Source organism: Streptomyces lincolnensis (assembly GCF_021173675.1).
Lineage (GTDB): Bacteria > Actinomycetota > Actinomycetes > Streptomycetales > Streptomycetaceae > Streptomyces > Streptomyces lincolnensis_B.
On the sequence record NZ_JAIHON010000020.1, the window covers coordinates 92,454 to 118,359 of the forward strand.

The following is a 25,906-nucleotide window of genomic DNA, read 5'->3' on the forward strand; positions in this document are numbered from 1 at the left end:
TGGATCGACCCCGCCCCCCGCACCTCGAAAACCTCCCCACCCTCGGGGCCAGGACTGCCATGAAACCCAGGGGAGGACACGGCGTGGCAACCCTGACCCTCAACGGACTCAAGACACCGCTACGCGGCCACCAGGACATGGCCGTGGACGCCATCGTCACCAGCTTCGCCGAAGGCGCCACCCGCGTCACCAGCACCATGGCCACCGGAACCGGCAAGACCCATGTAGGTCTGCACGCCGTCCAGGAAACCGCACCCCAGGGACGGGCTCTCGTCCTGGTCCCCTCGCAAGCCCTGCTCGAACAGACCGCAAACACCTGGCACAACGAGGGACGCCCCGGCCGCTACCTGGGCGTCTGCTCGCCCGACGAGGCCCTCAGCCGCTCCCTGGCCAAGACGCTGACCGTGGTGAACACACCCGAGAGCCTTGCTGAGGTCGCCGCAGACATCGACGGCCCGCTCAACGTGTTCTGCACCTACCACTCGCTGTCCAAAATCGTCCAGGCACACGCCGATTACCACCTGCCGGACTGGGATGTCGTCATCGCCGACGAGGCCCACCACACCGCAGGCCGCCTCGACAAAGCCTGGGGCACCGTCCACGACAACGACGCGCTGCCCGCCCGCCACCGCCTCTACATGACCGCCACGTTCCGCAAGTTCGACCACAAAAACAATCCACGAGGCGCAGTCGACATCGAAGTCGCCTCCATGGACGACCAGAGCCTGTACGGGCCCGTCGTCTACCGCCTCTCCATGGCCGAAGCCATCCAGCAAGGCCTGCTCGCCGACTACCGCATCGCCGTCATCACGATCACCGACAAAGACCTACGCCACAGCCTGCGAGGCGGCGTCACCACCTACACGGGCGAAGCACTGCGGACTGCTGCCGCTCAGATCGCCCTCCTGGTGGCACAAGAACGCTACGACCTCAGGCGCACCCTCACCTTCCACCCCTGCATCGCGGCCGCCGAAGTCTGCGCCGAAACACTCCCGCAGACCGCTGCCCGTATGCCCGGCTACGACGTGTCGAGGCTCCAGGTCAACACCGTCAACTCCAAACAGAACTCCTTCGTCCGCTACCAGAACTACGAAGCCTTCCGCAGTGCCCCGCTCTCCACCAACCCCTCCGACACCAGGCCGCGCCGTGCCGTATTGACCAACTGCCGCTGCTGTGCAGAAGGCATCGACATCCCCGCCATCGACTCCCTCGTGTTCGCCCACCCCAAGACCAGCACGATCGACATCGTCCAGGCCGTCGGCCGCACCCTGCGCCAGACCCCCGGAGATGGCAAGATCTCCACGATCATCATCCCCGTCTATACCGCTCCAGGAGAGGACATCGGTCAGGCCACCCGGCGCACCCGTTTCCACCTGATCTATCAAGTCCTCATCGAACTCAGCGTCTACGACGAGCACGTCTTCGAACGCGTCGAATACCTCACTGTGGACGGCGAGCCCACCGAGCCCGAACTCGCAGCTCACCCCATCCGCGTCGACGAGATCCTCGCCGTCCTGGGCCTCAACCACGTCGATGCCCCCAACCAGGTCTGGGAGATGGGCTTCGAACAGGCTCAGCGCTACCACACCGAACACGGCAACCTCGACGTCGCCAGCCGGCACCTGACCTCCGACCGCTTCTACCTGGGCTGGTGGCTCGGCAAGCAGCGCTCCCTACGCGCCAACCGCATGCTCCTGCCCGACCGCATCAAACGCCTGACCGCACTCGGCATGACCTGGCAGCACCCGCCCCGCAGCATCGAATACAAACTCGACATCGCCCGCGACTACACGGCCCAGCACGGCCATCTCGCACCCCGCGCCAACGAACATCACGCAGGCATCGCCCTGGGCCGCCACGTCGCCGACTGGCGCCGGGAAGCCCGCCAACGCGCTCTCCCAGACTGCTACCACCGGGCCCTCAACGACATCTACCCCTGGTGGGCAGCCAGATGGAAAGACGAGTGGAAACGCACCTACGCCAAGGCCCTCAAGGCCGCCCGAGGCGGCCACCTCACCTTTCCCGACCTCAGCCCCGACAGCGACGACAGCCCCCTCACCCGCTGGCTCGACCACCAAATCGACCACCTCGGCAGTCTTACCGACATGCAGCACAACCTCCTCGGCGCCCTCCCGCTCCACCACCCCCTTGCCCTCCTCCTGCGTCGGCCCTACGGCCCGTCCGGCTGGGCCTTCGCCCGCGGCCTGCGCGCCGCCCGCATCTTCTGGCGCTCCCACCAGCACCTCAACGTCCCTCGCCGGTACCCGTGCACCGTCGACGGTCAGCTGCTCGATCTGGGCCGCTGGATCAGGGAACGACGCCGCGAGCCCGCCCAGCTCACCCGCGAACAACTCGACGCTCTGGAAGCCCTCGACATGCGGTGGATCTGACTGCTGGCCGTCCGCGTCCTCAGCAACAGCATCCGTTGCTCGGCTTCCAGGCCACTCGGTGCCTCGAGAGCCTTCATCCAGGCCGTGAGTGACCTTGCCGTTCCGGGATCGCCCTCGATCAGCACAGCCCGGTGCTGGCCAAGATCACCCGGCGGATGCCCTCAGGCTCCATCGTCCGCATCAGCGCCGCCCCTCGCTCGGGGCCCGGACTGAGGGGGAGTGGGCTCATAGACGACGCAGTCCTTCCCGAAGCGGTCCCTGCACGGGATGGCCGTTGCGGGTCCTTGCGGGATAGCTGCCGCGTGTCCCCGCGATTGCTGTATGTCTTTGGCACCGCGCCGACGCGTTCACTGTGTCGACAGCAGCACAGAGTGTTACGTCATGTATCGGCCATTTCTGGTGCATCTCCTGTCCAGCTCACCCTTTGGCTGCAACACTCTGTGACGATGAGGCTCGCCGGGTCATCAAAGGTCCTATTTCTCGGGGGTGTTGGGTGTGACGGGACGTTCGGGTCAGTATTACCGGGCCGGGCATTGGGTGAACCGGTCCGCAGGGAACACGAAGGGCAAGATGGGCAAGAAGTCCACGGGTGTAGTAGTGGTTGGGCTGCTTCTGGTGGGAGCATGGCTGGGCCTGTTCTCCCCGAGTTCGGACGCCCAAGGCACTACGGACCAACCCTCCTCGCCTGCGTCCTCCGCCCCCGCGGGCCGGTAACGCCCGTCAGCCAGAGTCCTCGTTAGGTCCTGCGCCGGGTGCGGTTCAGCCGTGCCCGCCACCTGCGGGACGCAGAAGATGGAGCGGCGGCTCGTGGGGCGGGGGATGGCGGCGGTTCGGCGGCGCGCAGACGCTGCCAGACAGTTTTCCACTCCCCGATCTGTTCGTCCGTCAAGCCGCAGCCGGCGAGATAGCTCCCCGTGCTCTTCCAGGTGCCGGGCAGGGCCGTGCGGTTGAGCAGAGCGCTGATCGTGCTGGGCGCAACGGGCGGCTGGGTGCGCTGGCTGAGCGCAGTGATGGTGAAACCACTGACGGCTCTGACCTCGGCGAGGGCATCCAGGAAGGCCCGAGCAGTGTGGCACTGACCGGGGTCGGGCCACGCGGAACCCGCCGGGTCGGCGGGAGCTCGGGACGCGGGCTGGTAGGCGTGGTTGCGGGCGAGGACGAGCCGCCCAGCTGTGTTCCGGATGCGTCTTTGCGGCTGCGGCAGTCCTTGCGCTGCGAGTGACGAGCGCAGCTCGCGGTAGACCAAGTCCAGATCCACATCACGTGCCTGACCGGGTACCCCATGGCGCAGGATGCGCAGAAGCTCACCCGTGAACGCTGTATGCACAGCCCCTGGCGGAGCGAGAGCCAGTCCGTTGTCGGGCGCCGCCGCCAGCAGGTAGCTGCCCTCGATACCGGCCTGATCGGCCAGGATCTCGCCGCTGCTCATCGTGCCCAACGCGCGGCCGCTCAGGCAGCAGTCGAGAACGATGACCAAACGGTGCGCCGACGAATCCATCAGAATTTCGCGCAGCGCCTGGTAAGTCACGCCGGTATGGCTGCGTCCTGCGACGGCAGCAGGGAGGCCGAAGAAGAGTTCACCACGGCCATCCAGTAGGCCGTGCCCGGCGAAATACACCAGCAGCGTGTCCTCGGCTGATTCCGCAGCTTGCTGCACCGCGTCCAGCATTGCGGGCGCCGTTTGGGGTTCCGCCACCAAAGCACAGTGCGAGGCGGGCAGATCCCACGAGGCGGAGCTGGTCAAGACAGCGGCCAGAGCAGGCAGGTTGTTCGCCACCGCCGGCAGCGACTCGAGCTGGAGATAGCTGCTGACGCCTATCAGCACCGCCCGGGACAGAGCCGGATCAGGCAGCGCACTCACGACGAAGATCCGTTCGCGTCACCGGGTTGCTCCAGCAGCGCAGTCGTAATCCGCCGCACCTCCTCCTCCGTGCCCTCGGCCAGGCTGACCTCGACGTCGCCCCGCCGGATCACGATCCTCGGAGGCCGGGGCCGAGTCTGCCGCCACGCGAGAACGGACAGGACAAACGATGCCGCACTCCAGCCGTTGCCCGTCACCAACTGCACCACGTCGACTAGCTGGCCCATGGAACCCGGTGCAGGCGCCTCACCGTCCAGAGAGACTGCTGTCCCACGCAGAGCGGGCTCCCGTCGTAACCATCCGTGCAGAGACCGCAGATCACTCTCTTGCCGCGGTCCTGGAATCAGTACTTCCACCTGCACCAAATCGTCCTTCCCAGGCGCAATCCACCCGTCCATCGACGGCTACGGGTGCATCCTGCCCAGGTCAGTAGCCCCGGGCACCTGCACAACCAGACTGGCGCTGCACTGCACGTACTGGAACCTGGACTGTCCTGTCCGCTCTGTACCCCACCCACCAGTAGGCCTTCGTCAAGGTGCCCAGCCACGCGGTTCCCGGTGGTGGGACGAAGCAGTAGCCACCTCCGACGGTGAGGGTGTGCTTGGCCACGGCTTCGCCCTGCAGCCGACCCTGCACCGCCTCAAAGCCCTGTTCCAGGTCGGGCTGGAAGCAGGAGAAGAGCAGTCCGCGGTCGCTGTTGCCGTGCTGATAGTTGTAGCCGCGCCGGACGATCGGAGAGGGCTTGCAGCGGTCCTGGGCAGCCCGACGAACGTGTGCGTCCGGTGGCGTGATCTTGCCGCGGGGGGCGGCGGTGAAAAGCAAATCCGTGCGGGGTTGGCTGTGGCCCCTCCGGATGCAAGGGCCGCTGGTGGCCGTTCCCAAAGGTTGGGTCGGGGTCTGCGGATGGGGCTGGCCCGCCTCATCCACAGAGCCTCGCGGGCGTCACGCTTCGCGAGAGACGGTCGTCGAATCGTCGCCGCGGGGGATGAGGGGCACAGCGTCCTCGGGCCGGACGAAGACCACCATGTGGCGGGCGCGGGTGATCGCCACCCGCAGCAGGCGCCGGTTGGCCCGGATACGCTCCTCGTCCCAGGTGACATCCAGCAGACGGCTGTGGTGGGAACCCTCGGCGATGACCACGCCGTCGAATTCCTTGCCCTTGGAGCGGTGCATGCTCATCAGGCTGACCGTAGCGGTGCTCTGCTCGGGAAGGGCCAGCTGGTCACTGGCCAGGGCGCGGCGTACGGCGGCGGCCGCATCGGTGTAGGCGGCGGATCCGTCCCAGGCCTGGGCGAGGGCGAGGGCGAGCCTGTCGGTGGCGTTCAGCAGGCGCAGCATCCGCACCTGCTTGGACAGTTCCTCGAGCTCGGCAGAGCCCCGTAGCCGGGCCCGGGAATCCTGCCAGTCGGTGACGGGCTGCCCGGCCAGCTTCAGGCCGGTGTCGTAGGCGGCCAGCAGGACCTGGGCCGTCTTGGATCGCCCGGGCTTGCCCTCGGCCAGGGCGGCCACGGCCCGCTCGATGGTCTGGATCTTGGCGCGGGCGCCGGCGGTGCCGCGGGCGAACTTGGTGCGGTAGAAGTCCGCCACAGTGCGCAGGGTCTTGGCGAGCGCCTCTTGGCGGGGCAGGGCGGGCCACTCCAGGAGGGAGGCGACGACGAACCCGGCCGCGGCCGCCAGCTCGGGGTCCCAGTGCAGGTCGTGCTCCACCGGCGGCAGCACGCCGCGGACGGTCACGTTCTCGACGCTGATCTTCTCGGAGATGCGGCCGACGAGACTGTTGGTGGTGGCCAGGACGGCGAGGGTAGGCTCGCGTCCGAGCTCGGCCCGCAAATGCTCCCGCAGAGCAATCACCGCCTGGTGAGTGCGGATCTCCACCGGAAGGGCTCCCCATCGCTGCATGTAGGTGAGGGTCCGCACGCTGTCCGGGACGGGCACGGGCGTGTTGTGCAGAACGGCGTTGGCGTAGCCGAGCAGACCACCTTCGGGGCTGCGGTGGTTGTCTTTCGACAGGTCGAAGCGAGCCGGCTGCAGGTGGGCGACCGCGTGCGTGATGCGTTCTTCGTCGACACCGGGCAGGTGCCCGAAGATCCGCTGGTCGGGGTCGGCCAGACAGATCACGGTGGAGGTCTGGCTCAGTGCCCTGACCGCCCGCCATTGGTCGATGTTGGTGTCCTGGAACTCGTCGACGATGATCAGCGGGTAGATGTTGCTGTACAGGGCGCGCACCGCGCTGCTGCCCTCCAGCAAGGTGGCTGCGGTATCGGCCAGCAGGTCGAACACGTAGCGGCCCTCTTTGGTGGCCACCCGGCGGCACTCCACCGCCCAGGCGTCCTTGTCACCAGTGAAGTCGGCCCGCAGCTCTCGCTCCCGGTCGGGAGTGATGAACGATGAGGGCCGGCCGGTGAGCAGTCGGCCATGACTGCGCACCAGCTCGAGGAAGAAGGCGTGAAAGGTGCGCACTTCCAGCTGGGCGCGCGCGGCAGGGCCGAACAGGCCGCCCATCCGGTCGGTGATCTGGCGGACCGCCGCGCGGGAGAAGCTCAAAAACAGCACCCGCTGCCCGGCTTCCAGGCCGTCCAGGGCCTTGAGGGCCTTGAGCAGGGCGATGGTGGTCTTGCCGCAGCCGGGGCCGCCCTCGATCAGCACATGTCCGGTGCTGGCCAGGATCGTCCGGCGGGTATCGTCAAGCTCCATCGGCCGCACCGGCGTCGCTCTCCGGGACCGGGCCCGGGGGCGGCGCGTCCTCGGAGCTGGCCGGTGGGCGCAGGTCGCGGTCGATCTGCAGCAGGAAATCGGCGATCGAGGCTGGCAGCTCGGCCTGGCCGCGGCACTCGGAGACGAGCGCGGCGCCGTAGCCGTCGCCCTTGCGGGCCTTAAGGACCTCCCAGGCCAGCGCGCGGACCGCGTCGTCGTCCATGTCGCCGCGCAGCGACCCGCACTTCTCCGGATAGTCGGCCCGGCCCGCCGCGGCGGACAGGAAGCGGCGCTGCACTGCGGCCGGGATCTCCTGGGTGAGCAAGTCCTCGATCCCCTTGTGCGGGATGACCTGATAGCGGGTGAAGTCGGCCGCCTTGACGGTGACCTCGGCCGCCAGGGGACGCACAGGGGTGTCGTGGATGCCGTAGACCGGCTTGCCCAGGCTCTTGAAGACGGGGGCGAACAGCGGCACCGACACATCGTTTTGCGCGTTGAAGACCGTGACACCGGCGAGGTCGGGGTGGAGGTAATCGACCCCGGGATCCTGCTCCAGGACGTCGGCGACCGCGGGAACGAGGTCGGCCTCCGTGGCTCCCTCCACCACCAGGACCGCCCGGGCCAGGACCGCCTCGGCGAACTGGCGGCGGTTGTCCCGGTAGCGCTTGGCCTTGAAGCCGTCCGGCAGCACGACCGGCGAACTGGCCAGCTCGCCCGCCTCGTTGCGGCCCAGCACCACGATGTGGCCGGGGTCGAACTTCTCGATGACATAGGGCGAGTGCGAGGTGACGATCGTCTGCCCCATGCGCTGGGTGACGAAGTCGACCAGACGGCGCTGCGCATGCGGCGGCAGCGCGATCTCCGGCTCCTCCATCGCGAAGATCACAGAGTGGTCGCCCTTGAGCTCGGCGATGTAGGTCAGCAGCGCGAAGACGAGCAGGTTCAGGGTGCCCGTGCTCAGCCGGTTGAAGGGTACCCCGTGCGTACCGGGCTGGGTGGCGATGAAAAGTCTCAGCACCTCTCGCAGGTGCTCCCGCGTCTGCTCCGAGACCTGCAGATCGACCGGGTCGGGCCCGGCGGCCAGGCTGACGAAGCGGTCCACCCGCTGCGTCACCTCGCTGCGGATCTTCGCGAAGCCCGAGTCCTCACCCGCGAGGATCACCGCGGCCAGGTCGGTCAGCGCCTTCTCCCACAACGGGCCAGCCCGTTCGGCCTCCAGCCGCACGATGGTGTCCAACAATGATCCGCGCTGGAAGGTCAGTGCCCTGCTCCCGGTCCGGTTGGGCCGCAGGTACAAAAAACCGCAGTGCCGCTTGTCCTCCCGGGTGAAGGGGGAAAGGCCCGCGCCCAAGGCGGTGCTTTCCTCGGTGAGATCGTCCGGCACGCTCTCGGGGTGGGCGAAGTAGGTGCCGCCGAAGAAGTCGTCTTCCTGCGGGTCGAACCGGCCCACAAACACCACCGGCAGGCACCACTTGCCGGCGTCCGCCTCCGCCAGCAGGCCCGCTTCCAGGTCGGCGAAGTCATTGGACTCGGGCGACCAGCGGCGAAGATGGGGGCCGAAGTGGCGTTCCGCTTCGGGTGACAGGTCGGTCAGTACGGCCTCCAGCCGGATCTCTGGCAGCTCACCGTCCACCGGCTGGTAGCGGGCGCCGTAGAAGTCGTACTCGTCGATCACCGGACGGCGGAACATGCGCTCCGGCCCCAGGATGAGCTCCAGGGCGTCGCAGACGGTGGACTTGCCGACGCTGTTGGAGCCCACCAGCAGCGAATTCCCGTCCAGCAGCACCGTGCCCTGGCTGACGCCGCGGAAGTGCTGCAGTGTCAGCCGCCGTACTCTCATCCTGCGTGTCCTCTCTCGCCCTGCACCGGACGGCCGCAGCCACTGCAGGGTGCCCGGACTCCGCACAGACGCAACTGCCCGGTAGGGGAGAGGACTTGCCCAGCCAGGCGAAAGCCATTGGTGAGATTGTATTACTTTCATCCTGCCCGTCCCTGGAGCGGTTCAGCCATGGCGGGTGTGTCCCGCCGTTGACGCAGGCGGCCGTTGCTGAACTGACGCCACCGGACGGCATTCCCGCTCTGGTGTGCGCGTTCCTGCGGGCGTCCCCGACAGCAATGCCCAGCTGTTGAAGGCTCGCTGGTAGGCCGCCCCCCAGGCCGCGGTCGGCGATGGCTGCCGTGCTGCCGACATCCACCTCAAGTTCAATGTGCCTGGCGTGCGTTCTATGTGCGATCCAATGTGCGTTCCATGTAGGGTGGGGTGCTGGAGGTGGCTCTCGTGTCCGACGAGCAGAACGGGCTCTTCGCATCGGTCGATGCCCTGCTGGAACAGGCGGCGGCCCCCGATGCCCTGCCGGCCCCCGCCGAACGCAAACGGCTGCGCGAGGCCGCAGGCCTGAGCCAGGACCAGGTCGCGAAGGCGCTGGATGTGCGACGCGAGACGGTGACCGGCTGGGAGGCGGGCCGTACCGAGCCACGCCCTCCCGCGCGGGCCGCCTACATCCGTCTCCTTGACGGCCTCGCTGACCGCTTCCCCGACCCTGCGGCGCCGTCCGGCTCGATGCCAGGACCTCCTGCGGGCCCGTCCGTCATCACGCAGCTGCAGGCGCCCGCACCGCCCGTCGCGCCCACAACAGGTCCCGCGACCCCGATGCGGCTACCCGTGACGGCACGTCGGCTGGCGCCCCAGAAGACGGTGGCCGCGCCCGCAGCTGACGCCCGCTTTGCTCACGGACCACTCGCCGTCGTGGACGGCGACGGCGCGGCCTACTGCGCGGACGGCCTGGTGCTCGACTACCCGCTGACCGACCTTCCGGCGCTCGTCGACTGGGCACTGGGCGAGGCGAAGCTGGGTGCCGCGCGCCTGCACCGCTCGGGCAAGGACGCCGACCCGCTGATCGTGCTGACCGCCTCCGCCGTCCAACGCCTGGGCCTGCCAGCCGAGTTGGAGGACCGGCGCGGCCTGCGCCTGCCCGACAACCACCCGGTACTCAAGCAACTCACCAAAGCACAGTGGAAGTTGACGAAGCGAGGCTTCGGCCCATGGGCGAGGGTCTACCGCACGGCCGACGGCGCGCGCCGCCAGTGCGTGCAGTTCGCCGTCGTCCCCTGGGGTGCCCTCGACACCCGATCGTGGGGCACGGCCGACCAGCTGCCGCCGGCCGAACTCGCCCGCCTGCTGGGTACCTACGCCAGCCGCGTGCTCACCCCGTGCGGCTCCACCGCCGTCACCGGACTGGAACTGATGACCGCACTGCGCCCGCCCACCCGCGCGGTGAAGGACCCCGCCACCGGCAAGTGGGTGTCCGGCCCGATGCCCGGCTCACTGAGTGAACCGGTGGAGTGCGCCCCGCCCGAGGCCCCCGACGGGCATCCGGCCGTCGCCGCCCTGTATCCCCGCTTCCACCAGCGCACCCCCGACCAGGTGCTGGACGAAGAGGCCTACCAGTGGGCGAGGCCGCTGACCGACGAGGAATGCATGAAGCCCAACGTCGTCGGCATCGACGTCAACATGGCCTTCGCCGCGGCCGCCAACAGGCTGACCGTCGGCCTGTCCGCCCCCGTCCACGTCCACCGCCCGGTCTTCGACGCGAAACTGCCCGGCTCCTGGCTGGTCGACCTCTCCCACATCCGTCTCGACGAGCGACTGCCCAGCCCATTCACCCCGCACGGCGAGCCGCCCCAGGGCCCGGCCTGGTACGCGACCCCCACCGTCGCCTACGCCGTCGAACTCGGCTACCCGGTCACCCCTATCGAGGCCTACCTGCGCTACGAGCACGGCCCCTACCTGGACGCCTGGTACACCCGGCTGCGCGACGCCTACATCGCCACCATGGCCGATCTCGGCATCACCCCGGGCATGCCCGAGGAACAGTTCCTCGCCGCGATGGCCACCCACCAGCACACCGATCCCGTCCTTGCCGCAGTGCTCAGCGCCATCAAGGCCACCGTCAAGGGCGGTATCGGCAAACTGCGCGAGCGGGCCCGCAGCGGCGGCTGGCGGCCGGGCGAGGCGTGGCCCGCCCTCGCCCGCCCGACCTGGCGCCCCGACATCCGCGCCGCCGTCATCGCCAGCGCCCGCACCAACATGCACCGCAAGATGCTCAAGCTCGCCCACCACGCCGGCCTGTATCCGGTCGCGATCCTCTCCGACTGCGCCGTCTACGCCTCCGACGGCCCCAGCCCGCTCGACTTCCTGCCCTACCGGGACGGCAAGCCGCTGCCCGGAGGCTTCCGGCTCGGCGTCTCACCCGGGATGGTCAAACACGAGGGCACCCAGAGCGTGCTGTGGGCCGAGGGCCTGCTCGAGGAGCACGGCCCGGACGTGAACATCGCCCGGCACATCAAGACCGGCACCGTCTCCGGCCAGGACGAGGGGGAGTAGGCACCGATGGGCATCCTCACCGACAGCCTCGACAAGGCCGACGCCGCACACTTCACCCGCCCCCTGCCGAAGTCGGCCCAGAAGCAGATGCAATACCTGGTCAAGCAGACCAAGGGCACCAAGGCCGCAGCAGACCTGCTCGGCGTCACCCAGCGCACCGTCGAGCGCTACCTCACCGGACAGCTCAAGCAGCCCCGCCGCGACCTCGCGGACCGGCTCGCCGACGAGGTCCGCAAGCGGTGGCAGCCCCGCGTGCGCGAGAGGGCAAAAAAACAGGCCGCCACGACCGGCGGCATCGTCATCGACACCCGGGCACGCTTCGGATTCACCGCAGCCCCAGGCACCACCGACGACCCGCGGCTGCGGCCCATCACCCAAGGCCTGCCCCCGGCCTACGCCGCACGGCTCTTCGACGCACATGCCGCCGGAGCCGCCGAGCAACAGCTCCAGGACATCGTGGCCGAAGGCCTCCAGGAGATCTACTTCAAGGACCGCGGACGGCGCGCGCACGGCCTGCTGGTCGACTTCACCGACATCGACTACCTCGACGTCGACTACTGACAGGGCGGTGTTCCTTCCGCCCGCCCCGGCATCTGCGCCTGAGTGGTCGACAACTGGGCGTGGCAGACGGCCGGGTACGTCCCCGCTGGCCGGCTCAGGGGAGTTCCTCCCCGTATCGGGCGAGCACCACGCGGAGCGCGTGGGCCCTGGCGTCGCCGCGACCCTGCAGGCGGTTTTTCCGGGGGCGCTTCCACCGGGTGAGCCTCTGCTCCTGCTCACTGCCGAAGGTCAGGCTCGGCCGTAGGCGGCCGGCGTCTGTGCGGAAGTCCGTGAGCTGCTGGAACATTGCCTCCCCCTGATCGCCTCGCTGGCTCAGTTGGGCGCCTGCGCACGGGTTCTCGCAGGTGAGCAGGGATGTTCTGAGCCGTTCTCGACGAGCCGAGTGGCAGAGAGCCTTGAAAAGTGTGCGTCACGCTGGAGGGCCTGGCACAGCTTCAGCTGTCGGTGCCTTCGGGCTTCTCCTCGGCCTGGGGCGCAACTGTCGGCTCCGGCGCGTCGGGCGCGGTGTAGAAGACGGAGGAGCCCTGCTTGGTGCGCTGAGCCTGGCTCTTGGCCACGAGTCCTTCGAGGGTGACGCGTACGACCTTGGTCTTGATGCCGCGTTCGGGATGGGCCTGGTCGAGCGTGGCGGAGATTTCCGCGGCGGAGCGCGGTTCGCTCTGCTCGGTGAGGTGGCGGCGGATGAGTTCTACCAGGGTGGGCTGGGTTGTCTTGGCAGCAGGTGCGGTCTTGGCCGCGGGCTTCTTGGCGGCTGGCTTCCTGGCCGCCGGGCTTGCCTGCGCGGCGGTGGCCTTCCTCGCCCTCCGCCTGCCGCTCGGTTCGGCGCTGGGGTTCTGCCGGGGGGAGGGCACTGCGGTGCTCTCGGGCGTGACTGCCGACTCGGCTGGTGCTTTGCTGATGCCGAGCGCCTGCTGCATGTTCACCAGCACGGTGTGGTCCTGCTGCAGGGCGGTCAACTGCTCTTGCAGGGCCGTGATTTCCGCACCGACGCGTTCCTGTTCCTTGAGATTGTGTTCGAGGTCGTCGGTCACCCGGGCGATGTACTGCGATGTCAGTTCGGTGGTGCTGGTCGTGCTCTCGGACATGGTGCTTGACCTTTCCTCGTGTGCGGCCGTGAGGGTGGCGTCTGTGGGCCGTTCCTGACCGGGCAGCGTTCCTGGCGGCCAGTGCCGACGGTGCCGCAGAACGGATGCCACCGCTGCAACAACGTGCCTTGACGTAGTGATGGTACGGACCGGCGGAGCCGGTTGTTCCCTCTCAGGCGACCTTTCTCGGCCCGAGGCCGGCCTCAAGGCAGTGGCGCCTGGCATCTGCGGGACGGTACTGCTGGGCGGGCTCGTGTACGGGGTTGGGGTAGTTGCCAGGACACCTCGTCGGTCTCCCGGTTGTGCTGCCAGGCCCCCAGCGTGCGGGTGGTCACCAGCCGGTCGAGAAGCTCTCCGGTCTGCTGCGGTGAGTGCCCGCACAGGCGGGCGAGAACGTCCATGTCGGCGCTGTGTGCGGCACCGGCGCACATGTGTGCGGCCAGTACCAGGGCGGTCAGCCGCAGGGCAGGCGGCGCGGCCGGCAGGGCCAACGGGGCAGGGCACAGCGCCCAGTGGGCTGCACGGCGGCGGGCGCAGCGACCCGGTGCCTGGTCCAGGACCGCGGCATCGAGCAGCCGCACCTGCATGAGCGGCGACCTCACATCCGGCGGCTCCAGCCAGCCGGCGTGGGCCAGTTCCTGCCACAACTCCCAGTGCCCGCGCAGGCGCATGCCGCGCAGCAGGCCCGCCGGCAGCCGCACGTGCCCGAGGGTGTCGGCGCGCAGGGCGCACTGCAGACCCAGCAGCCGGGCGGCGGGTGAGGTGAAACGGGGCAGCGCGGCGCCGAGGTAGGTGAGCATCTCCCGCACGCGCACCCGCTCGTCGAACTCCGTACCCAGTCCGGTGCGCGCAGCAGACCGTGGAGGAGCCGCTGGCTGCGGCCGGGGGGAGCTGAGCAGGGTGTCCGGCACCACGGCGGTATGGCTGGTCGCCGCCGCACAGGCCGCGCAGGTGTCGGCCAGCCGCCAGGTGCGGCCGCCACGGTCGCCGGTGAGGGCGAGCAGCACCGGCCCGGCGCACCCGCGGCGGCGCGGATGCCACGCGCAGCCCTGCGCCCGGCACTGACAGCTGCGCAGATATGCCGGCAACACGTCGGCACGGGCGTGGCAGGCCAGATGTGCCAGGGCGACGGATCGTGCGGAGGACGCCTGAAGGGGAGAGGTGTGGGCGGTGCAGGAGGGGCAGACAAGCAGGGGGCCGCCCGCTTGCGGACGCAGTTCCACTGTCCAGATGCGCCGCACTGCGGCATGCGCGCCACCGAGCCTCATGGGCTGTCGTCCTCCCGTCTGTCCGCGTCATGGCGGGGCTCACCGTGGCAGGCCCCCGAGACGCACGCACCGTAGTGCAGATTCCCGCACCTCGGATTTCGCCCTTCTCTCACCCTGGCGAAAGTGCAGAAACCCGCACTGACGGGGCAGGGGTCTGCACCGTCGGATGGTCAGGTGACGATCTTGCCGCCCGACCCCGACCTCACCGCACTGCGCGTCGTGCTCGCGCGCCTGCGGGCCGAACGCGGCTGGACCTTCGACCAACTCGCCGACCGCAGCGGTCTGGCCCGGCGCACCCTCATCGACCTCGAACACGGCCACACCACCGGCAGTGTCACCACGTGGCACACCCTCGCCCACACCTTCGACGTGCCCATCGAGCACTTCCTGGGCGCCCTGTGCGACGACCACACTCCGCCCGGCACGGCCGGTTCCTGAATCCTCGCTCCGTCCCGGCGTGCACCAGTCACGAATCACCCGATCGGGCAATCAGGCGTAGAACAACCATTCGCGACAGCGTTCATGCGTGCGAGCTCGTTGGGCTGGCCGGGGGACATACTTCCCGACACGTTGCTCACGCCTGCGCGTCCCCTGGCACGGTCCCTGCCATGTGCCTCACGCCCACCCCTGCCGGCCGCCACTGGGACGGCAGCCCCAGCGTCACCCGACACTCCCGCCCCCTGCGGGTGACCGCCACCAGCCCCAGCCGCCTGCTGCGCGCCGGCCAGCACAGCCGTTGCCGCCGCTGCGGCAACCGCATCGACCTCTACCCGCGCACCGACCAGCGGCCCATCGCCCTGCACCCCGCCGAACTGACCGCCGCCCAGGTCCCCGAATCGTGCCGCTGGCACCTGAGCGGCGGCATCGCCCACCCGCACGGCGACGGCAGCGCCTGGTGCCGCATCCCGCACGCCGTGCTCTGCCCGCGCCGCACGCCCACCTGCCGGCCCCACCCCTGCCTCGAGACGGTCCGCCGCCAACTCGCCGTCCGCACCCGCCGTCTGATCGACACCGGCGCCTTCACCCCCGCCCTGCGCACCAGCGGCAGCGCACCCGGTGCCGACACCGACGCACCGGACCACCCCATCGTGCAGATGCTGCTGTGCCGTTACCTTGCCGAGTGTCCCGTCGAGCGCCTGCGCTGCGTGGCTCAGACCCGCCACCGCCACCGCTGCACGAATCCGGTCCTTGCCCCCACCGGCCCTGCCGGGACCTGGAGACTGCTGCCCACCGACCCCCAGCGAGGCCAACTCGCCCTGCCCAACCCTCTGATGGCCGTCTACGACCTAGGCCACCTCCCCTGCGGCGAGCAACTGCGCTGGCGCACCCAACACTGCCCCGCACATGCCGCCACCCGCGGCGTCGCCGACCTCGCCCTGACCGGATGGCAGCCCTTCGACCCCCTCCTGCACGCGGCGCACATCCACACCTGCCTGCCCCACCCCCCGGCCCGCCGGCACGGCAGGAGGTGACGATGCCGCATCACGCCCTGGAAATCGTGCTCACCCGGCCCCTGTCCCTGGCGGCCCTGCTCCGCGCCGCCCGCGTGCTGCCGCTCGCCGCCAACCACGACGCCACCCGTCTGATGGCCCTCGTACCTGCCAAGACCCCCCACCGGGCGGCCCGCCGACTGCGCCACCGGCTCGGCGCCCGCCTGCCGATCGACGTGATCACCACGCATTACCCGGACGCAGACCACAAAGTGCTGCTCAATGTCGCATTCCCACCCGCCACGCACGCTGTCCTCGAGGCCGCTGCCCGCCGCACCCAGCAGACCCCGGAGCGCTTCGTGGAACTGGCCCTGCACCGGGCCCTGGCGGAGCACGCCGACCAGGAGACCGACCGCCTCGACCGGGCGGTACGCGAGCTGCTGGCCCACAGCACCCCCGCCTACCTGCTGGCTTCAGTGGGGCACGTACTCACCCGGCTCCCCGAGAGGCCCACCCCATGAACCCGACCGACGAACAGACGGCAGCCGCCGACGCCTTCCGCGCCGGCGACCACATCGCCCTGCAGGCCGGTGCCGGCACCGGGAAGACCACCACCCTCACCTTCCTGGCCCGCACAACCGACCACCGCGGCTGCTACATCGCCTACAACCGGGCCATCGCCCAGGACGCGCGCGCCCGCTTCCCGACCACCGTGCAGTGCAAGACCGCCCACGCCCTGGCCTACGCAGCCGTCGGCCACCGCTACACCCGCCGCCTGAACGCCCCCCGCCGCCCGGCCTGGCAGACCGGCCAAGCCCTCGGCATCACCAAAGCCCTCCGCATCGGCGACCGCGAGATCACCCAAAAAGCCCTCTCCAACGCCACCCTGCGCACCGTCACCCGCTTCTGCCACACCCCCGACGAAGCCATCACCCCCCACCACGTGCCCCATCTGCGCGGCCTGGAAGAACCCGACCTCCACGCACAACTCGCCGCCCACATCGTGCCGTTCGCCCGCAAAGCATGGGCCGACCTGCAGCACCCCGACGACGGCGCCGTCCGCTTCGACCACGACCACTACCTAAAGATCTGGGCCCTCACCCAGCCCCGCATCGACGCCGGCTTCCTGCTACTCGACGAGGCCCAGGACACCAACCCCGTCGTCGAACAGATCTTCCTCGCCCAGCGCGAACACGCCCAGCTCGTCATGGTCGGCGACTCCGCCCAGGCCATCTACCAGTGGCGCGGAGCCAAAGACATCATGACCAGCTTCGACGGCACCCAACTGGCCCTGTCCCAGTCCTTCCGCTTCGGCCCCGACCTCGCCCACGAGGCCAACCGCTGGCTGCACCTGGCCGACGCCCCGATCCGGCTCACCGGCGCCCCCACCATTCCCACCGAACTCGGCCCCGTAACCCAGCCCGACGCCGTGCTGTGCCGCACCAACGTCGGTGCCATGGCCCAGGTCATGACTCTCATGGCCGCCGGATACCGGGTTGCCCTCGCTGGGGGAGGCGACAGCCTGCAAGCCCTGGCCTTCGCCGCCCGCGACCTGAAAGAAGGCCGCCGCACTCACCACCCCGAATTGATCCTCTTTCCCTGCTGGGGCGACCTGCAGGACTACGCCGCGCACGACCCAGCCGGACGCGACCTGCAGCCCCTGGGCAACCTCGTCGACACCCACGGCACCGACGCCATCCTCACCGCCGTCGCCCACCTCGCCCCCGAACCGCACGCCCAGGTCACCGTTTCCACCGCCCACAAAGCTAAAGGGCGCGAATGGCCGTGTGTGCTGATCGCCGACGACTTCGCCCGCCCCCAGGACGACCCCACCGACGATCACACGGGCATCCCGGCACCGCCCGACCCCGTCGATGACGCCGAAGCCCGCCTGGCCTACGTCGCCGTCACCCGCACCCGCCAGCGCCTGGACCTCGGCGGCCTGTCCTGGATCCATGACCATCCGGACGGACATCACGACTCTTCAGGAACGCCACAGACTTGCCGCCCGCAAGGGGCCGGGCATTGCGCTCGGCCGGGCGGTAGTCGGACCTCTCATGAGCGTCTCTAACGGTGCCTCTCGGGCACCCGGTGGCACCACCCCAGGTCATCCGTTCGACAGGGGGGACCAGCCATGCCGGGCCCGGAGGCCGGCGGTCCCGTTGCAGGACCGCGGAAAGCATAACGGGGGGCCGGTCGGGCGATCAGTCTTCTGCGATGCCGGCGCCGCTGAGGGCGGGGACGGTCGTCTCGGGGTGGGCGAGGGAGCGGGCCCCGAGGCGGAACTGGTCGAGCTTGTCGATGATGGTCTGGCCGACGGGCGTGTGGCCCCAGATGCTGATGCCCTGGTGGGTGGTGGGCTGCCAGGTGGTCTCGTCGATGACGATGGGGTTCCAGCCGACCTCCCACTCGAAGCCCGAGGGGGTGCGGGCGTAGTAGGAGAGTTCCTTGTCGTTGGTGTGCTGGCCGACGGACAGGGCCATGTCGAAGCCGAGTTCGTGCACCCGCTGGTAGCTGCGGGCCATGTCGTCGAGGGTGGCGGCCTGGATGTTGAGGTGCTGGACGCGGGTGCGGACCGGGTCGATCGGCAGGCCGCGGACGGCGGCGATGGCGATGGAGTGGTGGCGTTCGTTGACCCGCAGGAAGCGGATCTTGAGTTTGACGCCGCTGATGGTCTCGTCGATGGAGTCGGTCAGCCGGGCGTCGAAGACGGTGTTGAAGTAGCCCCGCAGCTGAGCCGGCTTGGTGGACGTGATCGCGATGTGGCCCATGCCCGAGTCGCCGGTGATGAACCCGGAGGCGAGCATCCGTAGCGGCTCGGCGGACTTCACCGCGGTGGTGTAGATCTCCTGGGTGATGCCCTTGGGGCCGGGGAACCGCAGCAGGCGCTCGACGCCCCGCAGAGCAGCCTCCTCCGCAGTGCCTTCGACGAGGGGTACGCCGTGGGCGCGGATGCGGGCCTCGATCTGCTCGAAGGTCGAGTGGTCGTCGAGGTGCCAGCCGGTGACGACGACGTCCTCGGCCGGGCCGCGCCGGAGCAGGAAGCGGCATTCCTGGTCGTCGAGGCGGAACCGCATCAGGCCGGCGTCGAGGTCGTCGCGGTGCATGCCGATGGCGTCGGTGCCGAAGCGGCGCCAGTCGGCGAATCGGTTGGTTTCGATGACGAGGTAGCCGAGGTGGACGGCACCGAAGACCGAGGCCGTGGGATTCATCGGCGGCCTGCCAGGAAGTCGGCGCACAGCCGGTTGAAGAGTACGGCGCGTTCGAACTGGACCCAGTGACCGGTGTTGGCGACCTCGTACAGATCGCAGTTGGGCATCCGCTCGGCCAGCATCCGGCCGCCGCTGGACCGGTTCACCTGGTCGGCGGCGCCCCACAGCACCAGAGTCGGTACGGGCAGCCGGGACAGCCGGGCGTCGCGGGTGAAGTCCATCTTCCACAAGGCGCGCAGCGACTTGGGGCGCCTCAGCGGCGGAGCCGCGACGACCTCTGGGTCGACGCTGTCGCGATAGCGCGCGTCGATGACACTGTCCGGCACGTCGGCGGCGTTGAAGACAAGGTAGTTGCGGATGAACTTCTCCAGCTTCGGCCGGGAAGGGCCGTCCCCGGAGTAGTAGTTGAGCAGGCTGTTGAGGCCCGGGGTGGGCAGTGCGCGGGTGGTGCCGATGCCACCGGGGCCCATCAGGACCATGCGGTCGACGCGGTCGGGGGTGTCCAGGGCGAGGCGCAGGGCGCAGGCACCACCGTAGGAGTTGCCGACCATGTGGGCCTTGTCCAGGCCGAGTGCGTCGAGCAGGCCGCGGATGGCGTCGGCGAGGCTTCCGAAGGGGTCGGTGAGGTCGATGCCCTTGGTGCTGCGGCCGTAGCCGGGCAGGTCGGGGACGATGACCCGGTACTCCTTGGCCAACTCGGCAATATTGCGCTGGTAGTTGGAGACTCCGGAGGCGCCGGGTCCGCCGCCGTGCAGCAGCAGTACGGGCGGGCCGCCCCCGGTCTCCGCGACGAAGATCTTCTTACCGGCGACGTCGAGCAGGGACTCCCGCATCGACGGCAGTTCGGTGTGCGTAGTCATAACAGTCCTTACAGAGCGATCGAGGCGGTCGCGCGCGACGCCGGAGCGAAACCGGCGGGAGGCGGCGGGAGTGGGGCGCCGGTGAGCGCGGCGGCGTAGACGTAGGCGTCCGGGCGCAGTGCGAGGGTGGCCACGCGGTGCTCGGCCATCCAGGGCAGCAGGACGCCTTCCCGGTCGACGACCGTGCCCTCGGCCGGCTCGGAGCCGACGGGCGTGACGGTGAGCGTGGGAACACCGAGGCGGTCCCACGCGGGTTGGGGCACAGGGTGCCCGCGGTGCAGGAGCAGCCAGCGGCCGCCGAGCACGTCGTCCAGCCGTACGCGTTCACCATCGGGGCCGGTCACCCAGGGCTGCGGGATCTGGTGGCCGGACGCCTTGGTACGGGGGCGGACCTGGAGGCCGGCGGCGTAGTGGGCGATGGGTATCCAGTGGGAGTCCTGGAGCCAGTTGCTGAAGCCCGGTATGCGGTTGAGGCCGCGCAATGCGGTGTTCCGGATGCGGGTTATCGGGAGGCGCCGTTCGGTGATGATCCGCCCGACGAACACCGCCCGTTTGGTGATCTCCTTGACGTGCGGCTTGCGTTCGGCCTCGTAACTGTCCAGCGCAGTCTCGGGCAGCTCGCCGCGCAGCACGGCGGCCAGCTTCCAGCACAGGTTGGCCGCGTCGCGTACGCCGGCAGCCATGCCCTGGCCGATCCACGGCGGCATCGCGTGGGCGGCGTCGCCGGCGAGGAAGACCCTGCCCATACGGAAGCGGGCGGCGAAGCGCACGTGGTGGTTGTAGACGGTGGCCCGCAGGATCTTGATCTGGTCCCGGCTGATGCCGTACCGCGACACCATCGCGTAGATCGCGTCATCTGTGGTCAGGTACTGCTCGTCGTCGCCGGGGAGGATGGGGAATTCCCAGCGGTGGTGCCCGAGCGGGGTCGGGCAGTCCACGGCAGGCCGCGAGGGGTCGCAGCGGAAGCGCAGCCGGTCGTGGTCCGGCCACGGCTTGAGCATCTCGGTGTCGATGACGACCCAGCGGTCCTCGTAAGTGCGGCCCTCGTAGCCGATGTTGAGCTGCGCCCGGGTGAGGCTGGAGCCGCCGTCGGCCGCGATCACGTACGAGGCGCGAAGGCGGTGCACGGAGTCGTCGGAGGTGCCGACCACCGTCAGCTCCACGCCCGCCTCGTCTGCGGACTGGCGCAGCCGCAGACACTCGTGTCGCAGCAGCACCTCCACGTTCGGGTAGCGGGCTACCCCGTCGCGCAGGACCTGCTCCAGCGCCGGTTGGTAGATGAACATCTGCGGCGGGTGTCCGTGTCCGCGCGGGGTGGGGTGCGCGCTGAGGAATGGCCGGCCGCGCGCGTCGACGAAGTCCAGGGGCCGCTCGGCCAGCATGTCCTGCTTCAGTCGGTCGGCCAGACCGGTGCGCTGCCAGATCCGTAGGACCTCCTCGTCGGTGGAGATCGCGCGGGCGCGGGTGTATATCTCGGCGTCGCGTTCGACGACGACGACCCGTAGGCCCATCGCCCCCAGCAGGTTCGCGGCGGTGACGCCGGTGGGGCCGTAGCCGATCACCGCCACGTCGTAGGTCATGTCTGCGGCTCTGAACTCGCTCACCGGGCACCTCGCTGTCGTCCCTGTCGCGGTGTGTTGCGATCACATTGCTGTAGTGTTTACTCCAGTTGGAACGAACGCTACGGTAAGGTGGGTGGAGAACGGGGTCAAGTGCCAGCACGACAGGAAGAGCACATCCGATGAGCAGGCCGCAGATGACGCGCAAGAAGCGGGCGAACGGGGTGGAGTCACGGCAGCGCATCCTCGACGCCACGGTGGAGATCGCGGGCGAGCGCGGTTACGAGGGCACGTCCATCGCGGCGGTCAGCGCCAAGTGCGGGCTGCCTGCGAGCTCGATCTACTGGCACTTCAAGGACAAGGACGACCTGATCGCCGCCGTCATCGAGCGCAGCTTCGAGACCTGGCTGGCAGCCGTCGAGCTGCCCGGCGAAGAGACGGGCACACCGCTGGAGCGGGTGACCGCCATGGCGACGAACGTGGCCAAGTCACTGGTCGACGCTCCGGACTTCCTGCGCCTCGGCCTGATGCTCGCTCTGGAGCGGCGGCCCACCGAGCCCCGGGGCCGGACGGTGTTCCTCCAGGTCCGTGACATCGCCACCCAGAAGATCACCGAGGTGGCCGGGACTGTGTTCCCGGATCTCGACGAGGACGCCGTGCGCACGCTCACCACCTACGCCGTCGCCGGCGCCGACGGTCTGTTCGTGCACCGGGAGATCCACGGCGACGCCGTCGACCTGGTGGCGATGTTCGAGCTGCATGCACAGCTGGTCTGTGACGCGGCCGGCCGCATGGCATCGAGGAGCAAGAGATGACCCTGACCGCACCACAGCGTGAGACAGCCCGTCGGCTACTGCGTGAGGCGGAGCATCACGTGGCGCCGATCGACCCGCTGTCGGCCCTGCTGCCCGGCCTGGAGCTGGCAGACGCCTATGCCGTCCAGCAGGGCAACGTCGCCCGGCGCCTGGCCGACGGAGCGAGCGTCGTCGGACACAAGGTCGGGCTGACCGCGACGGCAATGCAGCGGCTCCTCGGCGTGGACGAGCCGGACTTCGGTCACCTGCTGGACGACATGGTCCACCGCGACGGCGGCAGCGTGCTCGCGGCGCGCTACTGCCGGCCGCGCATCGAACCGGAGATCTGCTTCCGCCTCGCCGAGCCCCTGTGCGGACCGGGCGTCACCGTCGAGGACGTCCTGGGCGCCACCGACGCGGTCGCGCCCGCGCTGGAGATCGTCGACAGCCGGATCCGCGACTGGGAGATCACCCTGGTCGACACGGTCGCCGACAACGCCAGCTCCGCCGGCCTGGTCTGCGGCCCCTGGACACCCCTTGCCGAGGTCCCCGATCTCGCTGCCGTCCTCGTGGACCTGGTCGTCGACGGCGAGCGCGTCGCCTCGGGCAGTGGGAAGGAAGTGCTGGGCCATCCGGCGGCCGCGGTCGCCTGGCTGGCCAACACCCTCGCCGGCTTCGGCGTCGTCCTGGAGCCTGGACAGGTGGTGCTGCCCGGCGCAATGACCACCGCCCCCTTCGTCAGCGCTGGTCAGAAGATCGAGGCACGCTTCAGCAGCCTCGGCCCGGTGTCGGTGACCTTCGTCTGAGGTACTGCCCGCCCTAACCACATTCACTCGAGGACTCCTTCATGCCTGCTGCCCCCGCCCCGTGGCCGGTCGCCGTCATCGGCTCCGGCAACATCGGCACCGACTTGATGATCAAGATCCTGCGTGGCTCCGGCACGCTCACGATGGGGGCGATGGTCGGCATCGACCCCACCTCCGACGGCCTTGCCCGCGCCCGCCGTCTGGGCATCGCCACCACCGCCGACGGCGTGGACGGACTCCTGGCACTGCCCGAGTTCGCCGACATCAAGCTGGTCTTCGACGCCACCTCCGCCACCGCCCACCAGGCGAACTGGGCCAGGCTGGAGCCCACCGGCGTCCGCGTCCTCGACCTCACGCCGGCCGCTGTCGGGCCGTACTGCGTGCCCGTGGTCAACCTCGACACCCACCTCGACGCCCCGAACCTCAACATGGTCACCTGCGGCGGCCAGGCCACCGTCCCGATCGCCGCCGCGGTCGCGCAGGTCGCCCCCGTCGCCTACGCCGAGATCGTCTCCTCCATCGCCGCCCGGTCGGCCGGACCGGGCACCCGCGCCAATATCGACGAGTTCACCGAGACCACCTCCCGCGCCCTGCGCGAGGTCGCCGGCGCGCAGCGCAGCAAGGCCGTGATCGTCCTCAACCCGGCCGAGCCGCCGCTGCTGATGCGCAACACCGTGTACTGCCTCATCGAGGGCGACTGCGACCACGCCGCCATCGAGACCAGCATCGTGGCCATGGCCGAGAAGGTGCACGCCTACGTGCCCGGCTACCGGCTCAAGCAGAAGGTTCAGTTCGACGTGTACGGCCCGGAAAACCCCCTGCACATCCCGCATACGGGCAAGTTCACCGGGACCAAGGTGACGGTGATGCTCGAAGTCACCGGCGCAGCCGACTACCTGCCCGCCTACGCCGGAAACCTCGACATCATGACCTCCGCGGCCGTCGCCGCCGCAGAGCGCATCGCCCAGCACGCGCAGTGCGCGCAGACCCCCGCGGGAGCCGCCCGATGAGCCGCCTCTACATCAGCGACGTCACCCTGCGGGACGGCATGCACGCCATCCGCCACCAGTACACGGTCGACCAGGCGGTCACCATAGCCACCGCCCTGGACGCGGCCGGCGTGGACTCCATCGAGGTCGCGCACGGCGATGGCCTGGCCGGTTCCTCCTGCGTGTACGGCTTCGGCGCCCACACCGACCTGGAATGGATCGAGGCCGTCGCCGACGCCGTCACCCACGCCCAGGTCGCCACGCTCCTCCTGCCCGGCATCGGCAGCGTCCACAACCTGCGTGACGCCCACCGCGCAGGAGCCTCCGTCGTCCGCGTGGCCACGCACTGCACCGAGGCCGACATCTCCGCCCAGCACATCGCGGCCGCACGGGAGTTGGGCATGGACACCGTCGGCTTCCTGATGATGAGCCACATGACCGACCCGGCACACCTCGCCCGTCAGGCGAAGCTCATGGAGAGTTATGGTGCCACCTGCGTCTACGTCGTCGACTCCGGTGGCGCCCTGACCATGCACGGGGTCGCCGAACGCGTCGACGCCCTGCGCCAGACCCTCGATGCGGCCACCGAGACCGGCATCCACGCCCACCACAACCTCTCCCTCGGCGTGGCCAACTCCCTCACCGCCGTCGAACACGGCGCTCACCGCGTCGACGCCAGCCTCACCGGCATGGGCGCCGGAGCCGGCAACGCCCCGCTCGAGGTGTTCATCGCCGCCGCCGACAAGCTCGGACACGCCCACGGCTGCGACCTGTTCGCCCTGCAGGACGCAGCGGACGACCTCGTACGACCGCTGCAGGACCGCCCTGTCCAGGTTGACCGCGAAACCCTCACCCTCGGCTACGTCGGCGTGTACTCCAGCTTCCTGCGCCACGCCGAGACCACCTCTGCCCGCTACGGCATTGACGCGCGTGCCCTGCTCCTCGAGGTCGGACGGCGCGGCATGGTCGGCGGCCAGGAAGACATGCTCACCGACGTGGCGCTCGACCTGCTCACCGCCCAGAAGGCCCAGGAGACCGCCTCGTGACCGGCGCAGCGGCCCGGGTCGATGCCCACCAGCACATCGTCCGGCCAGGAGCCCAGTGCGTTCCACCGTGAAGTCGCACGTGAGCCACACCCTCGCCAAGATCGGAGTCCGGGCCCGCGTCCAAGCGGTGACGTTCGCCTACGAGTCCGGGCTGGTCCGGCCAGCCGCCTGACGAGCGCGGTGCCGTGTCACCCTCAGGAGGGGGCCGCTGTCCCCGTCGCGAGCAGGCCGTTGACCACTAGGGTCGCCAACGACTCCGCCGTTGCCGTGAGTTGCTCCGGCGAGGCGGATTCCGGTCTGCCGAGGCGCCTCGCCAGCGGGGTGTCGAGCATGCCCGAGACGGGCGGGACGACGGCGAAGAACAGCACGTCCATCGGGACGGGTGCCATACGGCCGGCGGCCACGAGCCGCTCGATGCTGGGGGTCATGAGCCGCAGGGTCGGAGTGAAGTAGTGCTCGTACAGGTAGTCCAGCCGCTCGGTGTCCTGGGAGAACTCGACGACGACGACCCGTCCGATCAGGGGGGTGTCCACGGCGGACCGGTAGAAGCCGGTGATGACTCGCCGCAGGTGCTCGGCGTCGTCGACCGATGTGTCCACCTGTGGCATGCTCTCCAGCTGCGCCCCCAGGGCGGCGTCCATCACCGCCCGCCAGAACGCGGCCTTGGACCCGTACCGGTCGTTGATGAAGTTGTGGCTCACGCCCAGGCGGCGGGCCAACTCGCGCGCCGAGGCGCGGTCGTATCCGAGCTCCGCGAAGGCCTCCAAGCCGCGCAGCAGGATGTTCTCCTCGTGGGGCACCGCGGGAGTGTCCGCGCCGGGGCGTCCCGGGCGTCGAGTGGATTCGGCTCTTGCGCCCACCCCTGCCTCCGATTCCTTCTGTGACCCGGACTGTGAAAGGCCATCTTAGGGGCCTCGGATTATTACTTGACACCTGTCAGAATATCTGTAATCTGACAGGTGTCAAG

General features: G+C 69.5%; 22 protein-coding genes and 1 pseudogene. 12 read left to right on the top strand and 11 right to left on the bottom strand.

What is annotated here, in order from left to right; genetic code table 11:
• Positions 1-83: 83 nt before the first annotated feature.
• Positions 84-2,390: a DEAD/DEAH box helicase gene (locus K4B79_RS42245; protein ID WP_232032756.1), complete on the top strand. Its 2,307-nt coding sequence runs from the start codon at positions 84-86 to the stop codon at positions 2,388-2,390.
• Positions 2,391-3,126: 736 nt separating this feature from the next.
• Here K4B79_RS42245 and K4B79_RS42250 read toward each other — a convergent pair.
• The 5 genes from K4B79_RS42250 to K4B79_RS42270 are packed head-to-tail and all read right to left on the bottom strand — an operon-like array spanning position 3,127 to position 8,785.
• Complete coding sequence (locus K4B79_RS42250; RefSeq protein WP_232032757.1) at positions 3,127-4,251, bottom strand: caspase family protein; 1,125 nt, start codon at positions 4,249-4,251, stop codon at positions 3,127-3,129.
• Positions 4,248-4,649, bottom strand: coding sequence for an effector-associated constant component EACC1 (locus tag K4B79_RS42255; protein ID WP_232032758.1), 402 nt, complete (start codon positions 4,647-4,649; stop codon positions 4,248-4,250). Before K4B79_RS42255 ends, K4B79_RS42250 begins: the two co-directional genes overlap by 4 nt.
• Positions 4,650-4,677: 28 nt before the next feature.
• Positions 4,678-5,178: a Dyp-type peroxidase domain-containing protein gene (locus tag K4B79_RS42260; RefSeq protein WP_232032759.1), complete on the bottom strand. Its 501-nt coding sequence runs from the start codon at positions 5,176-5,178 to the stop codon at positions 4,678-4,680.
• A gap of 15 nt (positions 5,179-5,193) precedes the next feature.
• Positions 5,194-6,945 (bottom strand): UvrD-helicase domain-containing protein, encoded by a 1,752-nt coding sequence (locus K4B79_RS42265; protein ID WP_232032760.1) that lies wholly within the window; start codon positions 6,943-6,945, stop codon positions 5,194-5,196.
• A complete protein-coding gene (locus K4B79_RS42270) occupies positions 6,935-8,785 on the bottom strand; it encodes an ATP-dependent nuclease (RefSeq protein ID WP_232032761.1) in 1,851 nt (616 codons plus the stop codon). The genes K4B79_RS42265 and K4B79_RS42270 overlap by 11 nt, the downstream gene beginning before the upstream one ends.
• 438 nt (positions 8,786-9,223) lie before the next feature.
• Between K4B79_RS42270 and tap the strand changes: the two genes are divergently transcribed.
• The gene (gene tap, locus K4B79_RS42275) at positions 9,224-11,329 is read left to right on the top strand and encodes a telomere-associated protein Tap (RefSeq protein WP_232032762.1); all 2,106 of its coding nucleotides are present in this window, start codon (positions 9,224-9,226) and stop codon (positions 11,327-11,329) included.
• A 6-nt stretch (positions 11,330-11,335) separates the two neighbouring features.
• Positions 11,336-11,890, top strand: a complete 555-nt coding sequence (gene tpg / locus K4B79_RS42280; RefSeq protein ID WP_067258266.1) for a telomere-protecting terminal protein Tpg — start codon at positions 11,336-11,338, stop codon at positions 11,888-11,890.
• A 434-nt stretch (positions 11,891-12,324) separates the two neighbouring features.
• Here the strand turns inward: tpg and K4B79_RS42285 are convergent, their stop codons facing one another.
• Together K4B79_RS42285 and K4B79_RS42290 are read right to left on the bottom strand one after the other, a co-directional pair.
• Positions 12,325-12,975 carry a hypothetical protein gene (locus tag K4B79_RS42285; RefSeq protein ID WP_232032763.1) on the bottom strand — a complete coding sequence of 217 codons (651 nt, stop codon included), beginning with the start codon at positions 12,973-12,975 and terminating at the stop codon, positions 12,325-12,327.
• A 203-nt stretch (positions 12,976-13,178) separates the two neighbouring features.
• The gene (locus K4B79_RS42290) at positions 13,179-13,982 is read right to left on the bottom strand and encodes a hypothetical protein (protein WP_232032764.1); all 804 of its coding nucleotides are present in this window, start codon (positions 13,980-13,982) and stop codon (positions 13,179-13,181) included.
• A gap of 435 nt (positions 13,983-14,417) precedes the next feature.
• Between K4B79_RS42290 and K4B79_RS42295 the strand changes: the two genes are divergently transcribed.
• From K4B79_RS42295 to K4B79_RS42310, 4 genes are all read left to right on the top strand, one after another.
• Entirely contained in the window at positions 14,418-14,681 is a 264-nt protein-coding gene (locus K4B79_RS42295; protein ID WP_062032354.1) for a helix-turn-helix transcriptional regulator, read from the top strand.
• Positions 14,682-14,851: 170 nt separating this feature from the next.
• On the top strand, positions 14,852-15,715 hold the full coding sequence (locus K4B79_RS42300; protein ID WP_232032765.1) for a DUF6083 domain-containing protein: 864 nt from the start codon (positions 14,852-14,854) through the stop codon (positions 15,713-15,715).
• Between the two features lie 2 nt (positions 15,716-15,717).
• Complete coding sequence (locus K4B79_RS42305) at positions 15,718-16,194, top strand: hypothetical protein (RefSeq protein ID WP_232032766.1); 477 nt, start codon at positions 15,718-15,720, stop codon at positions 16,192-16,194.
• Entirely contained in the window at positions 16,191-17,744 is a 1,554-nt protein-coding gene (locus K4B79_RS42310) for a UvrD-helicase domain-containing protein (RefSeq protein ID WP_232032767.1), read from the top strand. Before K4B79_RS42305 ends, K4B79_RS42310 begins: the two co-directional genes overlap by 4 nt.
• A 133-nt stretch (positions 17,745-17,877) precedes the next feature.
• On the opposite strand, the gene K4B79_RS42315 is transcribed toward K4B79_RS42310, so the two are convergent.
• The 3 genes from K4B79_RS42315 to K4B79_RS42325 are packed head-to-tail and all read right to left on the bottom strand — an operon-like array spanning position 17,878 to position 21,325.
• The gene (locus K4B79_RS42315; protein ID WP_232032768.1) at positions 17,878-18,885 is read right to left on the bottom strand and encodes a VOC family protein; all 1,008 of its coding nucleotides are present in this window, start codon (positions 18,883-18,885) and stop codon (positions 17,878-17,880) included.
• Complete coding sequence (locus K4B79_RS42320) at positions 18,882-19,745, bottom strand: alpha/beta fold hydrolase (RefSeq protein WP_232032769.1); 864 nt, start codon at positions 19,743-19,745, stop codon at positions 18,882-18,884. The genes K4B79_RS42315 and K4B79_RS42320 overlap by 4 nt, the downstream gene beginning before the upstream one ends.
• Positions 19,746-19,753: 8 nt before the next feature.
• Positions 19,754-21,325, bottom strand: a complete 1,572-nt coding sequence (locus K4B79_RS42325) for a bifunctional 3-(3-hydroxy-phenyl)propionate/3-hydroxycinnamic acid hydroxylase (protein WP_232032820.1) — start codon at positions 21,323-21,325, stop codon at positions 19,754-19,756.
• A 161-nt stretch (positions 21,326-21,486) separates the two neighbouring features.
• Here K4B79_RS42325 and K4B79_RS42330 point away from each other — a divergent pair, with 161 nt between their 5' ends.
• The 5 genes and pseudogenes from K4B79_RS42330 to K4B79_RS42350 form a co-directional block, all read left to right on the top strand.
• Positions 21,487-22,119: a TetR/AcrR family transcriptional regulator gene (locus tag K4B79_RS42330; RefSeq protein ID WP_232032770.1), complete on the top strand. Its 633-nt coding sequence runs from the start codon at positions 21,487-21,489 to the stop codon at positions 22,117-22,119.
• Entirely contained in the window at positions 22,116-22,904 is a 789-nt protein-coding gene (locus K4B79_RS42335; protein ID WP_232032771.1) for a 2-keto-4-pentenoate hydratase, read from the top strand. Before K4B79_RS42330 ends, K4B79_RS42335 begins: the two co-directional genes overlap by 4 nt.
• 41 nt (positions 22,905-22,945) lie before the next feature.
• Positions 22,946-23,914, top strand: a complete 969-nt coding sequence (locus K4B79_RS42340) for an acetaldehyde dehydrogenase (acetylating) (protein ID WP_232032772.1) — start codon at positions 22,946-22,948, stop codon at positions 23,912-23,914.
• The gene (gene dmpG / locus K4B79_RS42345) at positions 23,911-24,939 is read left to right on the top strand and encodes a 4-hydroxy-2-oxovalerate aldolase (protein ID WP_232032773.1); all 1,029 of its coding nucleotides are present in this window, start codon (positions 23,911-23,913) and stop codon (positions 24,937-24,939) included. The genes K4B79_RS42340 and dmpG overlap by 4 nt, the downstream gene beginning before the upstream one ends.
• A 61-nt stretch (positions 24,940-25,000) precedes the next feature.
• Positions 25,001-25,111, top strand: a pseudogene (locus tag K4B79_RS42350) (LuxR C-terminal-related transcriptional regulator); the annotation flags it as partial.
• 22 nt (positions 25,112-25,133) lie between these two features.
• Here the strand turns inward: K4B79_RS42350 and K4B79_RS42355 are convergent.
• Positions 25,134-25,739, bottom strand: coding sequence for a TetR/AcrR family transcriptional regulator (locus K4B79_RS42355; RefSeq protein WP_232032774.1), 606 nt, complete (start codon positions 25,737-25,739; stop codon positions 25,134-25,136).
• Positions 25,740-25,906: the final 167 nt, after the last annotated feature.